At 72.8% G+C, this 15,886-nt stretch carries 14 protein-coding genes; 13 read left to right on the top strand and 1 reads right to left on the bottom strand.

Annotated features, from left to right (window positions below; all coding sequences use genetic code 11):
* Positions 1–9: 9 nt before the first annotated feature.
* Positions 10–987: a sugar-binding transcriptional regulator gene (locus ACFYE1_RS07315; RefSeq protein ID WP_387741418.1), complete on the bottom strand. Its 978-nt coding sequence runs from the start codon at positions 985–987 to the stop codon at positions 10–12.
* A gap of 99 nt (positions 988–1,086) precedes the next feature.
* Between ACFYE1_RS07315 and ACFYE1_RS07320 the strand changes: the two genes are divergently transcribed.
* From ACFYE1_RS07320 to aroB, 13 genes are all read left to right on the top strand, one after another.
* Positions 1,087–2,835, top strand: coding sequence for a glycerol-3-phosphate dehydrogenase/oxidase (locus ACFYE1_RS07320; protein WP_387741420.1), 1,749 nt, complete (start codon positions 1,087–1,089; stop codon positions 2,833–2,835).
* Between the two features lie 129 nt (positions 2,836–2,964).
* Complete coding sequence (locus tag ACFYE1_RS07325) at positions 2,965–3,747, top strand: MIP/aquaporin family protein (protein ID WP_387741511.1); 783 nt, start codon at positions 2,965–2,967, stop codon at positions 3,745–3,747.
* A gap of 59 nt (positions 3,748–3,806) precedes the next feature.
* Complete coding sequence (glpK, locus tag ACFYE1_RS07330; RefSeq protein WP_387741422.1) at positions 3,807–5,330, top strand: glycerol kinase GlpK; 1,524 nt, start codon at positions 3,807–3,809, stop codon at positions 5,328–5,330.
* 323 nt (positions 5,331–5,653) lie between these two features.
* On the top strand, positions 5,654–6,286 hold the full coding sequence (gene rpsD, locus ACFYE1_RS07335; protein ID WP_017832285.1) for a 30S ribosomal protein S4: 633 nt from the start codon (positions 5,654–5,656) through the stop codon (positions 6,284–6,286).
* Positions 6,287–6,480: 194 nt separating this feature from the next.
* Positions 6,481–6,909 carry a DUF948 domain-containing protein gene (locus tag ACFYE1_RS07340; protein WP_387741424.1) on the top strand — a complete coding sequence of 143 codons (429 nt, stop codon included), beginning with the start codon at positions 6,481–6,483 and terminating at the stop codon, positions 6,907–6,909.
* Positions 6,906–7,277: a hypothetical protein gene (locus ACFYE1_RS07345; RefSeq protein WP_387741426.1), complete on the top strand. Its 372-nt coding sequence runs from the start codon at positions 6,906–6,908 to the stop codon at positions 7,275–7,277. Before ACFYE1_RS07340 ends, ACFYE1_RS07345 begins: the two co-directional genes overlap by 4 nt.
* Positions 7,277–9,973: an alanine--tRNA ligase gene (alaS, locus tag ACFYE1_RS07350; protein ID WP_387741428.1), complete on the top strand. Its 2,697-nt coding sequence runs from the start codon at positions 7,277–7,279 to the stop codon at positions 9,971–9,973. The genes ACFYE1_RS07345 and alaS overlap by 1 nt, the downstream gene beginning before the upstream one ends.
* Positions 9,974–9,999: 26 nt before the next feature.
* Complete coding sequence (gene ruvX, locus ACFYE1_RS07355) at positions 10,000–10,656, top strand: Holliday junction resolvase RuvX (RefSeq protein WP_387741430.1); 657 nt, start codon at positions 10,000–10,002, stop codon at positions 10,654–10,656.
* Positions 10,653–11,876 (top strand): endolytic transglycosylase MltG, encoded by a 1,224-nt coding sequence (locus ACFYE1_RS07360; RefSeq protein ID WP_387741432.1) that lies wholly within the window; start codon positions 10,653–10,655, stop codon positions 11,874–11,876. Before ruvX ends, ACFYE1_RS07360 begins: the two co-directional genes overlap by 4 nt.
* Complete coding sequence (locus tag ACFYE1_RS07365) at positions 11,867–12,760, top strand: shikimate dehydrogenase (protein ID WP_387741434.1); 894 nt, start codon at positions 11,867–11,869, stop codon at positions 12,758–12,760. The genes ACFYE1_RS07360 and ACFYE1_RS07365 overlap by 10 nt, the downstream gene beginning before the upstream one ends.
* Before the next feature lie 63 nt (positions 12,761–12,823).
* Positions 12,824–14,116, top strand: coding sequence for a chorismate synthase (gene aroC, locus ACFYE1_RS07370; protein ID WP_387741435.1), 1,293 nt, complete (start codon positions 12,824–12,826; stop codon positions 14,114–14,116).
* On the top strand, positions 14,113–14,724 hold the full coding sequence (locus tag ACFYE1_RS07375; protein WP_387741437.1) for a shikimate kinase: 612 nt from the start codon (positions 14,113–14,115) through the stop codon (positions 14,722–14,724). The genes aroC and ACFYE1_RS07375 overlap by 4 nt, the downstream gene beginning before the upstream one ends.
* Positions 14,721–15,836 carry a 3-dehydroquinate synthase gene (aroB, locus tag ACFYE1_RS07380; protein ID WP_387741439.1) on the top strand — a complete coding sequence of 372 codons (1,116 nt, stop codon included), beginning with the start codon at positions 14,721–14,723 and terminating at the stop codon, positions 15,834–15,836. The genes ACFYE1_RS07375 and aroB overlap by 4 nt, the downstream gene beginning before the upstream one ends.
* Positions 15,837–15,886: the final 50 nt, after the last annotated feature.

Consider the following 15,886-nt stretch of genomic DNA (forward strand, 5'->3'; position numbering starts at 1 on the left):
CGGCCGTGCTCAGCGGCCGAACAGGTGGCGCAGCACCGACGCGGCCGTGCGCTCGTCGATGAGCAGGTCCGTGAGCACGCCCGCCCGCAGGGCGCCCACCACGCCCGGCACCTTGTGGTCCCCCGCCACCACGCACAGCCGGCGCGGGATCCGCCGCAGCTCCATGGGCGTCGGCCCGCTCGCCCGCCGGTTGTAGTCGATGTCGGCGTAGGTCCCGTCCTCCCGCAGGAATACCGTGCACACGTCGCCGACCACGCGGTGCGCGGACAGCTCCCGGAGGGCGTCGTCCGGGAGGTAGCCGCTGCTGTACACCTGGGAGATCATCGGCCCGCGGAAGGCCCCCACGCTGAACACCGCCAGGTCCGCCGCGTTGCGCACCGCCAGCACCCGACGCACCGAGGACTCCTGCCACATGAGCCGCCGCGTCTCCTCCTGGTCGAAGAACGCCGGGGTCGGGAAGGGCAGCAGGGCCGCCCCGAACGCCGCCGACATCTGCCCGAGCAGCGCCGAGGACTGCGCCGCGCCCGTGGAGCGGGCACTGACCGCTCCGTTCATCTGCACCACGACCGCGTCCCGCGTGGCCTTCGGCTGCAGGTGGCTCCCGATCGCCGAGGTCGTGATCCCCCAGGCCACCGCCAGGGTCATCCCGTCCCCGAACCAGTCGCCCAGCAGCCCCGCCGCGGCCCGGGCCACGGACTCCAGCCGCTGCGGCTCCGTGGCCGTGCGCGGCGTGCCCGCCACGTGCACCGTGACCCCGAAGGCCTCCCGCAGCCGGTGGGACAGGTCGTGTCCCGCGTCCGGGGGAGCGGCGAGGGTGATCCGCACGATGCCCCGCTCCCGGGCGGCCTGCAGCATTCGCGAGACCGTCGGGCGGGACACGCCGAAGCGGTCCGCCACCGCCTCCATCGTCATGCCCTGCACGTAGTACAGCTCCGCCGCGTGGTGGAGCTCGGCATCACCGTGCATGTTCGCCTCCCGGTCCTGCACGTCTGTTCATTTGGTTTGAGCATAGGTGCAACCCGCGACAGAGTGTGATGCAGAGCACGTTAGCGATTCGAAACCGCCCGCCCCGAGGAGTTCCCCACCATGGCCCACCCCACACTGTCCCGCACCGAGCGGGACCGCGCGCTCGCCGAGTTCTCCGGCGGCCCCGAGCTCGACGTCCTCGTGGTCGGAGGCGGCATCACCGGTGCCGGCATCGCCCTGGACGCCGTCACCAGAGGCCTGCGCACCGGCATCGTCGAGGCCCAGGACTGGGCCGGCGGCACCTCGCAGTGGTCCTCCAAGCTCGTCCACGGCGGCCTGCGCTACCTCCAGCAGCTCGACTTCAAGCTCGTCTCCGAGGCGCTGCGCGAGCGCGAGCTGCTGCTGGACTTCCTCGCCCCGCACCTCGTCAAGCCCGTGCCCTTCCTCTACCCGCTGACCCACCGGTTCTGGGAGCGGCCCTACGTCACCGCCGGGATCGGCCTCTACGACGCCCTGGCCCACCTCGGCGCCAAGGTGGCGACCCTGCCCTACCAGCGCCACTACGGCTTCAAGGGCGTGCAGCGGGTCTTCCCCGACGTCAGGCCCGGCTCCATGGTCGGTGCCGTCCAGTACTGGGACGGCCAGGTCGACGACGCCCGCCTCGTCCTGACGATCGTGCGCACCGCCGTGCGCTACGGCGCGCTCGCCGCCAACCGCACCCGGGCGGTCGCCTTCCCGAAGGACGAGACCGGTCGTGTCGTGGGCGCCACCGTCCAGGACCTCGAGACGGGCGAGCAGCACACGGTCCGGGCGAAGACCGTCATCGCCGCCACCGGGGTGTGGACCGAGCAGACCCAGGACCTGGCCCATGCCGAGGGCGGGCTCAAGGTGCTCGCCTCCAAGGGGATCCACATCATCGTGCCCCGGGAACGGATCCGCGGCCAGAAGGGGCTCATCCTGCAGACCGAGAAGTCGGTGCTGTTCATCATCCCGTGGGCGCGGTACTGGCTCATCGGCACCACCGACACCCCCTACCACCAGGACCTCGTGAACCCGGTGGCGACGGCGGAGGACATCGACTACGTCATCGACCACGCCAACGTGGTCCTGGACCGGCCGCTCACCCGCGCGGACGTCATCGGCACGTACGCGGGGCTGCGGCCGCTGCTGCAGCCCGGGACGAAGAAGGGCGACGGGGACGCGCAGTCCACGAAGATCTCGCGCGAGCACACCGTGACCGAGGTCGCCCCCGGGCTGATCACGATCGCCGGCGGCAAGCTCACCACCTACCGGGTGATGGCCGAGGACGCCGTGGACCTCGCCCTGGGCGAGGAGCGGGCCGAGGCCGTGCCCTCGGTCACCGACCGGACGCCGCTGCTGGGCGCCGAGGGCTACCTCGCGCTGAGCCGCCAGGCCGGGACCCTGGGCGCGCGGCACGACTGGACCGAGGAGCGGGTGCAGCACCTGCTCGGCCGCTACGGGTCGGCGATCTCCGAGATCGCGGAGCTCGTCGAGGGCCGCCCCGACCTCGGCCGCCCGCTGGGGGGCGCCCCGGCCTACCTGCGGGCGGAGATCGTGCACGCCTGCACCCACGAGGGCGCGCTCCACCTCGAGGACCTCTACGACACCCGCACCCGGCTGACCTGGGAGCAGGTCCGCCACGGCCTGGACGCTGTCGAGGAGGTCGCGGACCTCGCGGCCGAGGCCCTCGGCTGGGACGAGCGGCGGCGCGGGGCCGAGGTCGAGGCCTACCGGCTCCGCTGCGCGGCGGAGGACGCGGCCGCCGGGGCCTCCGACGACACCGCGGCGGCCGCCGCACGGGCCGCCGCCCCCGACGTCCTGGAGCTCGTGCGCCCCTCCGGCGCCTGAGCGTCCACCGGCCGGGCGTCCGCCGGTCCCCGTCCCACCCGTCCCATCCATCCCATCCCCCCACCGGCCGTCCCCGACGGACGGCCGGTCCGTCCAGTCCGCACCACCCGAGGAGTCGCAGTGCTGTCGATGTCGAACGTTGTGGTCCAGGCCGTAGCGCCTACCGTGCCCATCTCCCTGTCCACCGTCTTCTGGTCCGAGGTCGCGGGCACCGCGATGCTGATCCTGCTCGGCGCCGGCGTGGTCGCCAACGCCGTGCTGCCGAGGACCAAGGGTCTCGGCGGCGGGTTCCTGATGATCAACTTCGGGTGGGGCCTGGCGGTGTTCGCCGGTGTCTACGTCGCCTGGCAGTCCGGCGCGCACATCAACCCCGCGGTGACCGTGGGCCTGTGGGCCAGCGGCGCCGAGGAGTACGCCCCCGGCGTGGCCGTCTCGCTCGTCAGCACGCTCGTCTACTTCGCAGGAGAGCTCACCGGCGCCTTCCTGGGCGCCGTCCTGGCCTTCCTCGCCTACAAGAAGCACTTCGACGAGGACATCGACGCGGAGACCAAGCTCGCCGTGTTCTCCACCGGCCCCGCCGTGCGCTCCTACGGATGGAACGTGGTCACCGAGGTGATCGGCACGTTCGTCCTCGTCATCGTGATCCTGCTCTTCGGCAACACGCCCTCGGAGATCGGGCCGCTGGCCGTGGCACTGCTCGTGGTCGGCATCGGCGCGAGCCTCGGCGGGCCCACGGGGTACGCCATCAACCCCGCCCGCGACCTCGGTCCGCGCATCGCGCACGCCCTCCTGCCCATCCGCGGGAAGGGCTCCAGCGACTGGGCCTACGCCTGGGTCCCGGTCGTGGGCCCGATCATCGGGGCCGTGCTCGCCGGCGGCTTCTACCAGCTATACGCCAACACGCCGGCCTGAGCCCGGCCACCCGCAACCGTCCGACCCACACCACACCACCACGAAGCGAGGTACCACCCATGAGCACCGACCAGAAGTACGTCATGGCCATCGACCAGGGCACCACCAGCACCCGGGCGATCATCTTCGACCACGGGGGATCGATCGTCAGCACCGGCCAGCTCGAGCACGAGCAGATCTTCCCGCGCGCCGGCTGGGTGGAGCACGACGCGCTGGAGATCTGGCGCAACGTCCGCAAGGTCGTCGCGGACGCCGAGGCCTCCGCCGAGATCAATGCCCGGGACCTGGCCGCCGTGGGCATCACCAACCAGCGCGAGACCACCGTGGTCTGGGACCGCACCACCGGGCAGCCCGTCTACAACGCCATCGTCTGGCAGGACACCCGGACCCAGAAGATCGTCGAGGAGCTCGGCGGGGACGCCGGCCCCGACCGGTACAAGGACCGCGTGGGGCTGCCGCTGGCCAGCTACTTCTCGGGCCCGAAGGTCAAGTGGATCCTGGACAACGTGGACGGCGCCCGGGAGCGGGCCGAGCGCGGTGACCTGCTCATGGGCAACACCGACTCGTGGCTGGTGTGGAACATGACCGGCGGCGTGGACGGCGGGGTGCACGTCACCGACGTCACCAACGCCTCGCGGACCATGCTGATGAACCTGGCGAGCCTGGACTGGAACGAGGAGATCTGCGCCGACATGGGCATCCCCACGTCGATGCTCCCCGAGATCCGCTCCTCCTCCGAGGTCTACGGCAGGGGCCGCACCCGGGGCTTCCTCAAGGACGTGCCGATCGCCGGCATCCTGGGCGATCAGCAGGCCGCGATGTTCGGGCAGGCGTGCTTCGAGAAGGGCATGGGCAAGAACACCTACGGCACCGGCAGCTTCGTGCTGATGAACGTGGGCACCGAGGTGGTGCACTCGGAGAACGGCCTCCTGAGCACGGTGTGCTACAAGATCGGCGACCAGGACGCCGTCTACGCCCTGGAGGGCTCCATCGCCGTGACCGGGTCCCTGGTGCAGTGGCTGCGGGACAACCTCGGGATCCTCTCCTCCGCTCCGGAGGTCGAGTCGCTGGCCGCCTCGGTGGAGGACAACGGCGGGGCCTACTTCGTGCCGGCCTTCAGCGGCCTGTTCGCCCCGCACTGGCGCCCGGACGCCCGCGGCGCCCTCGTGGGCCTGACCCGCTACGTCAACAAGGGCCACATCGCCCGGGCGGCCCTCGAGGCGACGGCCTACCAGTCCCGCGAGGTGGTCGAGGCGATGAACGCCGACGCCGGGGTGGACATCACGGAGCTGAAGGTGGACGGCGGCATGACCGCAAACGAGCTGCTGATGCAGTTCCAGGCCGACCAGCTGGGCGTGCCGGTCGTGCGTCCGGCCGTCACGGAGACCACGGCCCTCGGAGCGGCCTACGCGGCCGGCATCGCCGTGGGCTTCTGGTCAGGCACCGACGAGGTCAGCGCGAACTGGGCCGAGGACACGCGGTGGGAGCCGGCGACGGACGAGGACCGGCGCGGCCGGCTGTACCGCAACTGGCAGAAGGCCGTCACCAAGTCCTTCGGCTGGGTCGACGAGGACGTCGACTGACACCGCCGCTCCCCGCAGGCCCGGAGCCCCGCCCGTGGACCACGGGCGGCGCTCCGGCGCGCGGGGTCGGGGCGCGCGACGGCCCCCGCACACGCTATAGTGGGACGTCGGCCGGCAAGGCCCGTGCTCCCGCACGCCCGGTGCACCGCCTCAACCACGGTGCACGGCGCACGGCCACGGCGCTTGCAGGACAGGAGGATTGCGGCTGATCCTCACCTCTCCGGCGGGACCGATCCCGTCCTCGGAGGCCGGACCGAACAGAACACGCTCCCCCCGCACCGGACGCCGGACGGGGGGGGAGCACCGCATTGTGAAAGGTAAACGTGGCTAACAACACGCGTGCGCGCCGCCAGGTGCGCAAGTCCCGCGCCCTCGGGATCGCCCTGACCCCGAAGGCCGAGAAGTACTTCGAGCGCCGTCCCTACGGCCCCGGTGAGCACGGCCGTGCCCGCCGGAAGGCCGACTCGGACTACGCCGTCCGTCTGCGCGAGAAGCAGCGTCTCCGGGCGCAGTACAACATCCGCGAGAAGCAGATGCACATCGCCTACGTCGAGGCCAAGCGCCAGGAGGGTCAGACCGGTGAGAACCTGGTCGCCCTGCTCGAGTCCCGCCTGGACGCCCTGGTTCTGCGCTCCGGCTTCGCCCGGACCATGGCCCAGGCCCGCCAGATGGTCGTGCACCGCCACATCCTGGTGGACGGCGAGCGGGTGGACCGACCCTCCTACCAGGTCAAGGAGGGTCAGCTGATCCACGTGCACGCCAAGTCGGAGAAGATGGTGCCCTTCCAGGTCGCCGCCGCCGGCGCGCACCAGGCCGTGCTGCCCGACACCCCGGGCTACCTCGACGTGCAGATCGAGAAGCTGCAGGCCAAGCTGGTGCGCAAGCCCAAGCGCGCCGAGGTCCCCGTGACCTGCGAGGAGCAGCTCGTGGTGGAGTACTACGCCCGCATGGCCTGAGCCTGCGGGCTCCTGCCGCCGGGACACCCCGGAGGCAGGGCCTTCCCTGCGGAGAGCCCGCGGCGCCTGCGCCGCGGGCTCTCCCGTTCGGTACAGTTGATCACCGGGCACCGCGCCGGTGCCCCTCCCCGCACGCCCGGGCGGTGCCGCCGCCCCGGCCCCCTCGACCCGACCAGCAAGGAGCGCGCTGCCCCATGACCGGTGGAGAAATCGCAGGACTGCTCGCCGCGGGGGTGTTCGCCGTGCTGGTGCTCCTGCTCGCGGTGCCGATCCTCAAGCTGGGCAAGGTCTTCGACGAGCTGCGGCTGACGATCCGCTCGCTCAACAACGAGACCGTCCCCCTCATCGACGAGGTCACCCGCACCGTGTCGACCACCAACTCGCAGCTCGAGAAGGTGGACGGCATCACGACCAACGTCTCCGACGCCTCCGCGAACGTCTCCGCGCTGTCCTCCCTGGTGGCCTCCACCGTGGGCCAGCCGCTGATCAAGGTCGCCGCGTTCTCGCACGGCGTGCGCCGGGCTTTCACCGGCGACACCGCCCCGGAGGGCTCCCACCGGGCCGACCGGTTCGGGGCCGACGACGAGCAGGTCCCCGGCACCCCGGGGGAGGACCGGCCATGAGCTTCTGGGGCAGGCTCGCCCTCGTGGCCGCTGGCGGCGTCCTGGGCGCCGCGGCCACCCGGTTCGCCCGGTCGCCCGGCCAGGACCTCTCCGTGCCGGGCGCCTCCGGCGGCGCGCGCACTCCCCGCGCGGGGGACTGGCGCTCCCGGCTCTACCGCTTCGCCGCCACGGTGCGCGCCGGCATGGACGAGCGCGAGGCCGAACTGCGCGAGTCCTTCGGCGTCGCCGCGCCCCGGCCGCCGGCCACCCGCCTCACAGCCCGCGACGCCGCCCCGCCGGTGCTCGACGACTCCGCCGCCCCCCACGCGCACGGGCCCGCGCCGGACCCCACCGACCCCTCGACCGAACGCGAAGGAAAGCACCGGTAATGCTGTCTCAGGAAATCACCAAGCGCTGGCTGGACTACTTCGAAGGCCAGGGCCACACCGTGGTGCCCTCCGCCTCGCTGATCTCCTCCCAGCCCGGTGCCATGTTCACGATCGCGGGCATGGTCCCGTTCATCCCGTACTTCCTCGGCCAGGAGACCGCCCCCTACCGGCGCGCCACGTCCATCCAGAAGTGCATCCGCACCCTCGACATCGACGAGGTGGGCAAGACCGCCCGGCACGGCACGTTCTTCCAGATGGCCGGCAACTTCTCCTTCGGCGACTACTTCAAGGAGCGGGCCATCCCCATGGCCTGGGAGCTGCTCACCAGCGCCCAGGAGAAGGGCGGCTACGGGCTCGACCCCGAGCGGTTGTGGGTGACCGTCTACGAGGGCGACGAGGAGTCGTACACGCTCTGGAAGGACACGGTGGGCGTGCCCGCCGAACGGATCCAGCGGATGGGCCGGGACGAGAACTACTGGGACACCGGCCAGCCCGGCCCCGCGGGCCCCGACTCCGAGATCTTCTACGACCGCGGCCCCCGGTACGGCCAGGAGGGCGGCCCGGCGGTCGACGACGACCGGTACATCGAGATCTGGAACCTCGTCTTCATGCAGTACCAGCGCGGTGAGGGCTCGGGCAAGGACTACGAGATCCTGGGCGACCTGCCGGAGCAGAACATCGACACCGGCCTGGGCGTCGAGCGGCTGGCCATGCTGCTCCAGGGCGTGGAGAACTTCTACGAGACCGACCAGGTCCGTCCCGTCCTCGACGAGGCGGCCGAGCTCTCCGGGAAGCGGTACCACGGCTCGGAGAAGCCGGGGGAGGAGGGCTACGACGACGACGTGCGGATGCGCGTGGTCGCCGACCACGTCCGCTCCTCGCTGATGCTCATCGCGGACGGCGTGAGCCCGTCCAACGAGGGGCGCGGGTACATCCTGCGCCGCCTGCTGCGCCGCGCGATCCGCGCGATGCGCCTGATGGGGGTCACCGAGCCCTGCCTGCCCGTGCTGCTGCCCGCGTCCCGGGACGCCATGCGCGGTGTCTACCCCTACGTGGCCGAGGACTTCGAGCGGATCTCCCGGATCGCCTACGCCGAGGAGCGGGCGTTCCTGAAGACCATCGAGTCGGGGACCACGCGGCTCGACGAGGCGGTGGCCGGCGCCCGGCGGCAGGGCCAGGCCGTCTCCGGCGTCGAGGCCTTCGCCCTCCACGACACGTACGGCTTCCCCATCGACCTGACCCTCGAGATGGCCGCCGAGGCCGGGATCGCGGTCGATGAGACGGCGTTCCGCCGTCTCATGGAGGAGCAGCGCCGGCGCGCGCAGCAGGACGCCCGCGCCAAGAAGGGTGCCCACGCCGACCTCTCGGTGTTCCGCCGGCTCGTCGACGAGGGCGGGTCGGTCTTCACCGGCTACACCCGGCTAGGCCACGAGACGGTGCTGCGCGCCCTGCTGCAGGACGGCGTGACCGTCCCCGCCGCACCGGCGGGGACGCACGTCGAGGTCGTCCTCGACGAGACGCCGTTCTACGCCGAGGCCGGCGGCCAGGCCGCCGACCGGGGCACGATCAGCGGAGACGGCTTCGTGCTCGACGTCACCGACGTCCAGCAGCCCGTGAAGGGGTTGTCCGTGCACCAGGCGGTCGTACGCGAGGGCGAGGCCCTCTCCGGGGCCACGGTGCTCGCCCAGGTGGACGTCGCCCGGCGGCGGGCCGCCGAGGCCGCCCACACCGGCACCCACATCGTGCACGCCGCCCTCCACGACATCCTCGGGCCCGAGGCCGTCCAGCGCGGCTCCTTCAACAAGGAGGGCTACCTGCGCTTCGACTTCGCGTGGGGCGAGGGGCTCGCCGAGGCCCAGCGCCAGGAGATCGAGGAAGTCTCCAACGCGGCGATCCACGCGAACCACGAGGTCGTGACGCAGGAGATGGCCCTCGCCGAGGCGAAGGCCATGGGCGCCATGTCCCTGTTCGGCGAGAAGTACGGGGACCGGGTGCGCGTGGTCGAGCTGAACGGGCCGTGGTCCCGGGAGCTGTGCGGCGGCACGCACGTGGGCGCCACCGCCCAGATCGGCTCGCTCACCCTGCTCACCGAGCAGTCCGTGGGCTCGGGCAACCGCCGCGTCGAGGCCCTCGTGGGCCTGGACTCGTTCCGGCACCTCGCCGCCGAGCGGACCCTCGTGCACCAGCTCACCGGCATGCTCAAGGTGCAGTCCTCCGCGGAGCTGCCCGAGCGCCTGGCGGGCACCCTCGAGAAGCTGAAGTCGGCCGAGAAGGAGCTCGCGGTCCTGCGCCGGGAGAAGCTCCAGGCGCAGGCCGGCTCGCTGCTCGACGGGGTGCGCCAGGTCGGCGCGGTCAAGGCCCTGACGTACGACATGGGCGAGGTCTCCGGGGCCGACGAAGTCCGCTCGCTCGCGCTCGACCTGCGGGGCCGGATGACGGCGGAGCCGTTCGTCGTCGCCGTCACGGGCACGGCCAAGGGCCGTCCCCTGGTCCTCGTGGCCACCACCGAGGGCGCCCGCGACGCCGGGGTGCAGGCCGGCCGGCTCGTGCGCTCGGCCGCCAAGGTCCTCGGCGGGGGCGGCGGCGGCAAGGACGACATCGCCCAGGGCGGCGGGCAGGACCCCGCCCGGTCCGGGGCCGCCCTGGACGCGGTGCTGGCCGACATCGCCCGGGCGACGGGCGGCGCCGCCGCGTGAGGGACGCCTACGCCCGGGGACGGCGGATGGGGGTCGACGTCGGCCTGGTCCGCGTCGGGGTGGCCCTGTGCGACCCCGACGGCATCCTCGCCACGCCGCTCACCACGCTCCGGCGCGACCCCCGGAAGGGCTTCGACGTGAAGCTCCTGGCCGGGCTGGTCCAGGAGCACGACGTCGTCGCCGTCTACGTCGGCCTGCCCCGCAGCCTCGACGGCGGGGAGAACGCCTCGACCGCGATGGCGCGGGACTACGCGGAGGCCCTCGTGCGGCGGCTGCGCGTGAAGGGCCGCGACGTGCCGGTGCGGCTGGTCGACGAACGCCTCAGCACGGTGGACGCCCACCGGGTGCTGCTGGAGGCCGGAATCTCCCGCCGCGACCACATGGACAAGGTCGACCAGGTGGCCGCCGCCACCATCCTGCAGAGCGCCGTGGACCTGGCCAAGGCCACCGGGGAGGAGCCCGGCGCGCCGGTGGACCCGCCGCTCCCGGGCACCGAGGATGCCGCCGTCCCGCATAATGGGGGTGACCACGACGGGCAGGGTCCTGCCGTGGTGCACCGCGGGGAGTCGTCCACCGGAGCCGGAAGCAGGGCCGAGGACACCGCCGAGGACACCGCCGGAGCGCCCGACCGGGCGCGCACGGCACCGTTGACGACCACCGATCCGGACGGAGAGCATTCGTGAGCGACGATCCGTACGACCAGTCGGCGCCCCGCCGACCCGAGGCGCCCCGCGAGTCGTCCGGCGGCGGTCTGGGCAGCCTGCTCGACGCACCGTCGTCGCGGGAGCCCTCCACGGGCCTGCGCGGCGTGTTCGAGCACGAGGAGCTCACCGCCGAGCAGATCAAGCGGCGCCTGCGCCGCGGCCGCGTATCCCTGACCACGGCCATCGCCCTGTTCCTGCTCGCCGCGCTGATCACCGTGTCCGTGCTCGCCTCCACCTTCGGGTGGTTCGAGATCCGCGACTACCGCGGCGAGGGCAAGGACCCCGTGACGTTCTCCGTCGCCGAGGGCGCCACCACCGGGCAGGTCGCCGTCGCCCTCGAGGCGCAGGGGATCGTGGCGGACGCCGAGACGTTCATCGAGACCTACCAGGAGGACCACGCCGAGCAGTTCATCCAGCCGGGCGAGTACGAGCTGCGCACGGAGATGAGCTCCGAGGCCGCCGTGGGCGCGCTCATGGAGGAGGACGAGGCCAGCCACTACGCGGCGGTCAACCGGACCCTGCGCATGTCCGACGTCTTCGGGATCCTCAGCGAGTCCACCGGCATCCCCGTCTCCGAGTTCGAGGCCTACCAGGAAGACACGGGGACGTTCGGGATCCCGGACCGCTTCCCGACCCTCGAGGGCTGGCTGCACCCGGGCGAGTACCGGTTCCCGCTGGACGCCACGGCGGAGCAGATCCTGCAGGCCATGGTCGACCGCACCCGCACGACCCTCGACGACAACGGGATCACCGACGAGGAGCAGATCTTCGAGGTGCTCACCATCGGCTCGATCATCGAGTTCGAGGTCCAGCCCGAGCACTACGACGTGGTGGCCGGCGCGATCCAGAACCGCCTCGACAACCCCGAGGGCGAGACGTCCGGGTTCATCCAGTCCGACGCGTCGGTGACCTACGGCCTCGACCGCAGGAGCTACGACTTCTCCGAGGAGGAGCGCCGCGACGCGTCCAACCGGTACAACACCTTCGCCAACCCGGGGCTGCCGGTGGGCCCGATCGGCTCCCCGGGGGACGCCGCCATCGTGGCGGCCGCCGACCCGCAGGACAACGACTACTACTTCTGGGTGACCGTGGACCTCGACACGGGCGAGACGAAGTTCGCCGAGACCTACGCCCAGCACCTCGAGTACGTGGAGGAGTACAACCAGTGGTGCAGCGAGAACGAGGGCCGGTGCGGGTGAGCCCCGCCCGCGCCGCCGTGGTGGGCCACCCCATCGGCCACTCGCGGTCCCCGGACCTGCACCGCGCCGCCTACGCGGTGCTGGGCGAGGACGTGCACTACGACGCCCACGACCTGGTCGAGGAGCAGCTCCCGCCGTTCGTCGACGCCCGCCGTGGCGACCCCGCCTGGCGCGGGCTGTCGGTGACGATGCCCCTCAAGTCGGTCGCCGCAGCGTGCTCCGACGAGCTGACGGCGCTGGGGGACGCGGTCGGCGTGGTCAACACCCTGCTCTTCCGCCCGGACGGGACGGTGCTGGGCCACAACACCGACGTCACCGGCATCGTGGGCGCGGTGCTCGCGGCGGGCACGGTGCCGGAGGCCCCCCGGGCCGCCGTCCTCGGCGGGGGCGGCACGGCCACGGCCGCCGTCGCCGCCGCCCAGCGGCTCGGGGCCGCCTCGGTGGACGTCTTCGTGCGCTCCGCCGCCCGCGCCGGGCGCGCCGCCGATGCGGGCCGCCGGCTCGGGGTCCCCGTGCGACTGCGGGCGTGGGACGAGACGCCGGGCCTCCTGGCCGGCTACGACGTGGTCGTCTCGACGCTCCCGCCGCACGGCGCGGACGAGCTGGCGGCGCAGCTGGAGGCCGGCGCCCCGGCCACCACGGGGGTGCTCCTCGACGCCGCCTACGACCCGTGGCCGTCGGCGATCGCCGGCGCCTGGTCCCGGGCCGGGGGAGCGGTGGCCCCCGGACTCGATATGCTGATCTTCCAGGCGGTGGACCAGATCCGCCTGTTCACCGGCCGCGATCCGGGCACACCCCTGCCCTGCGAGCAGGACGTGATCGCCGCCATGTGCACGGCCGTGGGCCGGCCCATCCTCGCCGTCCCGTCCCTGCGCCGCACCTGAGACCTGTCGGCGGCCGCGCCCTCCGCGGCCCTGCCGTCGAGACCCCGAACGGAAAGAGTTGTTATGTTGCGTTGGCTCACGGCCGGCGAGTCGCACGGCGAGGCGCTCGTCGGGATCATCGAGGGCGTCCCGGCGGGTGTGAGCCTGACCAGTCAGGACGTCCGCGACGCCCTGGCCCGGCGCCGGCTCGGCTACGGGCGCGGCGCACGCATGAAGTTCGAGCAGGACCAGGTGCGCCTCCTCGGCGGCGTGCGCCACGGCGTGACCCAGGGCGGGCCGGTGGCGATCGAGATCGCCAACACCGAGTGGCCCAAGTGGCGCGAGGTGATGTCCGCGGACCCCGTGGACCCGGACGTCCTCGCGGGCCGCGCCCGCAACGCCCCCCTGACCCGCCCCCGGCCCGGCCACGCCGACCTCACCGGCATGCAGAAGTACGGCTTCGACGAGGCCCGGCCCGTGCTCGAGCGGGCCAGCGCCCGCGAGACGGCCACGCGCGTGGCACTCGGCGCCGTCGCCGCCAAGATCCTGGAGGCCGTGGGCGTGCACCTCGTCTCCCACACGACCGCTGTGGGCACGGTCAGCGCCCCGGTGGACGCCCCGCGCCCGCTGCCCTCCGACGTCGGCGGGCTCGACGCCGACCCGCTGCGCTGCTTCGACCCCGCCACGGCGGAGTCCATGGTGGCGGCGGTGGACGCCGCCCACAAGAACGGGGAGACCCTCGGCGGCGTCGTCGAGGTCCTGGCCTACGGGCTGCCGCCCGGGCTCGGCTCCTACGTGCACTGGGACCGCCGGCTGGACTCCCGTCTGGCCGGGGCCCTCATGGGCATCCAGGCCATCAAGGGCGTCGAGGTCGGAGACGGCTTCCTGACCGCCGCCCGGCCGGGCTCCGAGGCCCACGACGAGATCTCCCGCGGCGCCGACGGCGTCGTGCGCCGCGTCAGCAATCGGGCGGGCGGGATCGAGGGCGGCATGTCCATCGGCGACGTCCTGCGCGTGCGTGCGGCCATGAAGCCCATCGCGACCGTGCCGAAGGCCCTGCGCACCGTCGACGTCGCCACCGGAGAGTCCTCCCGCGCCCACCACCAGCGCTCGGACGTCTGCGCCGTGCCGGCTGCCGGCGTGGTCGCCGAGGCGATGGTGGCCCTCGTGCTCGCCGACGCCGTGACGGAGAAGTTCGGCGGGGACTCGATCGCCGAGACCGCCCGCAACCGGGACGCCTACCTCGCATCCATCCCGGAGTCCCTGTACTCCGCCGGCGAGCTCGGGGCCTTCGAGGACGACGCCGCCGCGGCCCGCGACGACCACATGGGCGACCCCTTCGTGGCGCCCGTCGAGACCGGGGAGGGCCAGGCGTGAACGCCCAGTTCCCCGCTCCTGCCGACGCCCCCGCGGTCCCGCAGCGGCCCGTGGTGCTGATCGGGCCCATGGCCGCCGGCAAGTCCTTCCTGGCGCTGCACATGTCCAAGTTCTACGGTTACGACTTCGTGGACGCGGACCAGGTCATCGTCTCCCGCTACGGGGTGATCTCGAAGATCTTCGCCGAGCACGGCGAGAAGTATTTCCGCGACCTCGAGGCGGACACCGTCGCCGAGATACTCCGGGACCCCGACCACGCCAACGCGATCTTCTCCGTGGGCGGCGGCGCCCCCACGACCCCGTCCACCCGCGAGCTGCTGCGCCACGAGACCGTCGCCTACCTCGAGGTGGACACCGAGACCGTGCTGCCGCGGATCAGCGGCAACCGGACCCGCCCCATGCTCCAGCCGGACCCGGAGCGGCGCTGGCAGGAGCTCTACGAGTCCCGGCGCGCCTGCTACGAGGAGCTCGCCGACATCACCCTCGACGGCCGGGGCAACCGGCCCGTCGCCGAGATCGGCGCCGACCTCGAGGCGGAGCTCACCCGCCTGCGGTCCCTACGCGGCGGCGCCGGCACCACCGACAGCACCCAGGAGGCCCAGGCATGAGCGAGTCCGCTCCCCGCACCGTCACGACCATCTCCGTCACCGGGGACCGTCCGGCCGAGAACTACGACGTGCTCGTGGGCCACGGGCTGCTCGGCGAGGTCCCCCGGGTGCTCGGCGACCGCGTCCAGCGCGTGCTCGTCATCCACCCGCGGGCGCTGCGCAGCACCGGCGACGTGGTCATGGAGGAGCTGCGCGGCCAGGGCTACCAGGCCTTCACCGCCGAGATCCCGGACGCGGAGGAGGGCAAGCACGTCCAGGTGGCGTCCTTCTGCTGGCAGGTCCTCGGGCAGAACGACTTCACCCGCTCGGACGCCATCGTCTCCGTGGGCGGGGGAGCGGTCTCCGATCTCGCGGGCTTCGTGGCCGCCACCTGGCTGCGCGGCGTGCGCGTGGTGCACGTGCCCACCACCCTGCTCGGCATGGTCGACGCCGCGGTGGGCGGCAAGACCGGGATCAACACCGCCGAGGGCAAAAACCTCGTGGGGACCTTCCACCCGCCCGCAGCCGTGCTGTGCGACCTCGACACGCTGAGCACGCTGCCCGAGAACGAGCTGCTCACCGGCATGGCGGAGGTCGTCAAGTGCGGCTTCATCGCCGACGAGCGGATCCTCGAGCTCATCGAGGCCCACCCGGAGGCGGTGCGCGACTCGCAGTCCGAGGTGGTGCGCGAACTCGTGGAGCGCAGCATCCGGGTCAAGGCCGAGGTCGTCTCCGGCGACCTGCGCGACACCGGCCGCCGCGAGATGCTCAACTACGGGCACACCCTCGGCCACGCCATCGAGCACAACGAGCGCTACCAGTGGCGCCACGGCGCCGCGGTCTCCGTGGGGATGGTCTTCGCCGCGGAGCTCGCCCGCACGGCCGGGAACCTGTCCGACGACGTCGTCGAGCGCCACCGCAGCGTCCTCGCGTCCCTCGGCCTGCCGACCACGTACCGGTGGGACCAGTGGCCGCGGCTGCTGGAGGCCATGAAGCGGGACAAGAAGACCCGCGGGAACCTGCTGCGCTTCGTCGTCCTCGACGCCGTCGGCCGGCCCCGCGTGCTCGAGGTTCCCGACCCCGCGATCCTCTTCGCGACCTACCAGGAGATCGCCGAGGGCGCGCCCAGCTAGAATGGTCCGCGGTCCGGGACGACACCCCCCGCCGCGCCGACCTGCCGACT

The organism is Kocuria nitroreducens (assembly GCF_042879195.1).
Lineage (GTDB): Bacteria > Actinomycetota > Actinomycetes > Actinomycetales > Micrococcaceae > Kocuria > Kocuria nitroreducens.

Bases quoted from the DNA above. Each gene is read 5' to 3' on its own strand.
- ACFYE1_RS07320 (WP_387741420.1), top strand. From the start codon at position 1,087: ATGGCCCACCCCACACTGTCCCGCACCGAGCGGGACCGCGCGCTCGCC.
- ACFYE1_RS07325 (WP_387741511.1), top strand. From the start codon at position 2,965: ATGTCGAACGTTGTGGTCCAGGCCGTAGCGCCTACCGTGCCCATCTCC.
- glpK (WP_387741422.1), top strand. From the start codon at position 3,807: ATGAGCACCGACCAGAAGTACGTCATGGCCATCGACCAGGGCACCACC.
- ACFYE1_RS07340 (WP_387741424.1), top strand. From the start codon at position 6,481: ATGACCGGTGGAGAAATCGCAGGACTGCTCGCCGCGGGGGTGTTCGCC.
- ACFYE1_RS07345 (WP_387741426.1), top strand. From the start codon at position 6,906: ATGAGCTTCTGGGGCAGGCTCGCCCTCGTGGCCGCTGGCGGCGTCCTG.
- alaS (WP_387741428.1), top strand. From the start codon at position 7,277: ATGCTGTCTCAGGAAATCACCAAGCGCTGGCTGGACTACTTCGAAGGC.
- ruvX (WP_387741430.1), top strand. From the start codon at position 10,000: ATGGGGGTCGACGTCGGCCTGGTCCGCGTCGGGGTGGCCCTGTGCGAC.
- aroC (WP_387741435.1), top strand. From the start codon at position 12,824: ATGTTGCGTTGGCTCACGGCCGGCGAGTCGCACGGCGAGGCGCTCGTC.
- aroB (WP_387741439.1), top strand. From the start codon at position 14,721: ATGAGCGAGTCCGCTCCCCGCACCGTCACGACCATCTCCGTCACCGGG.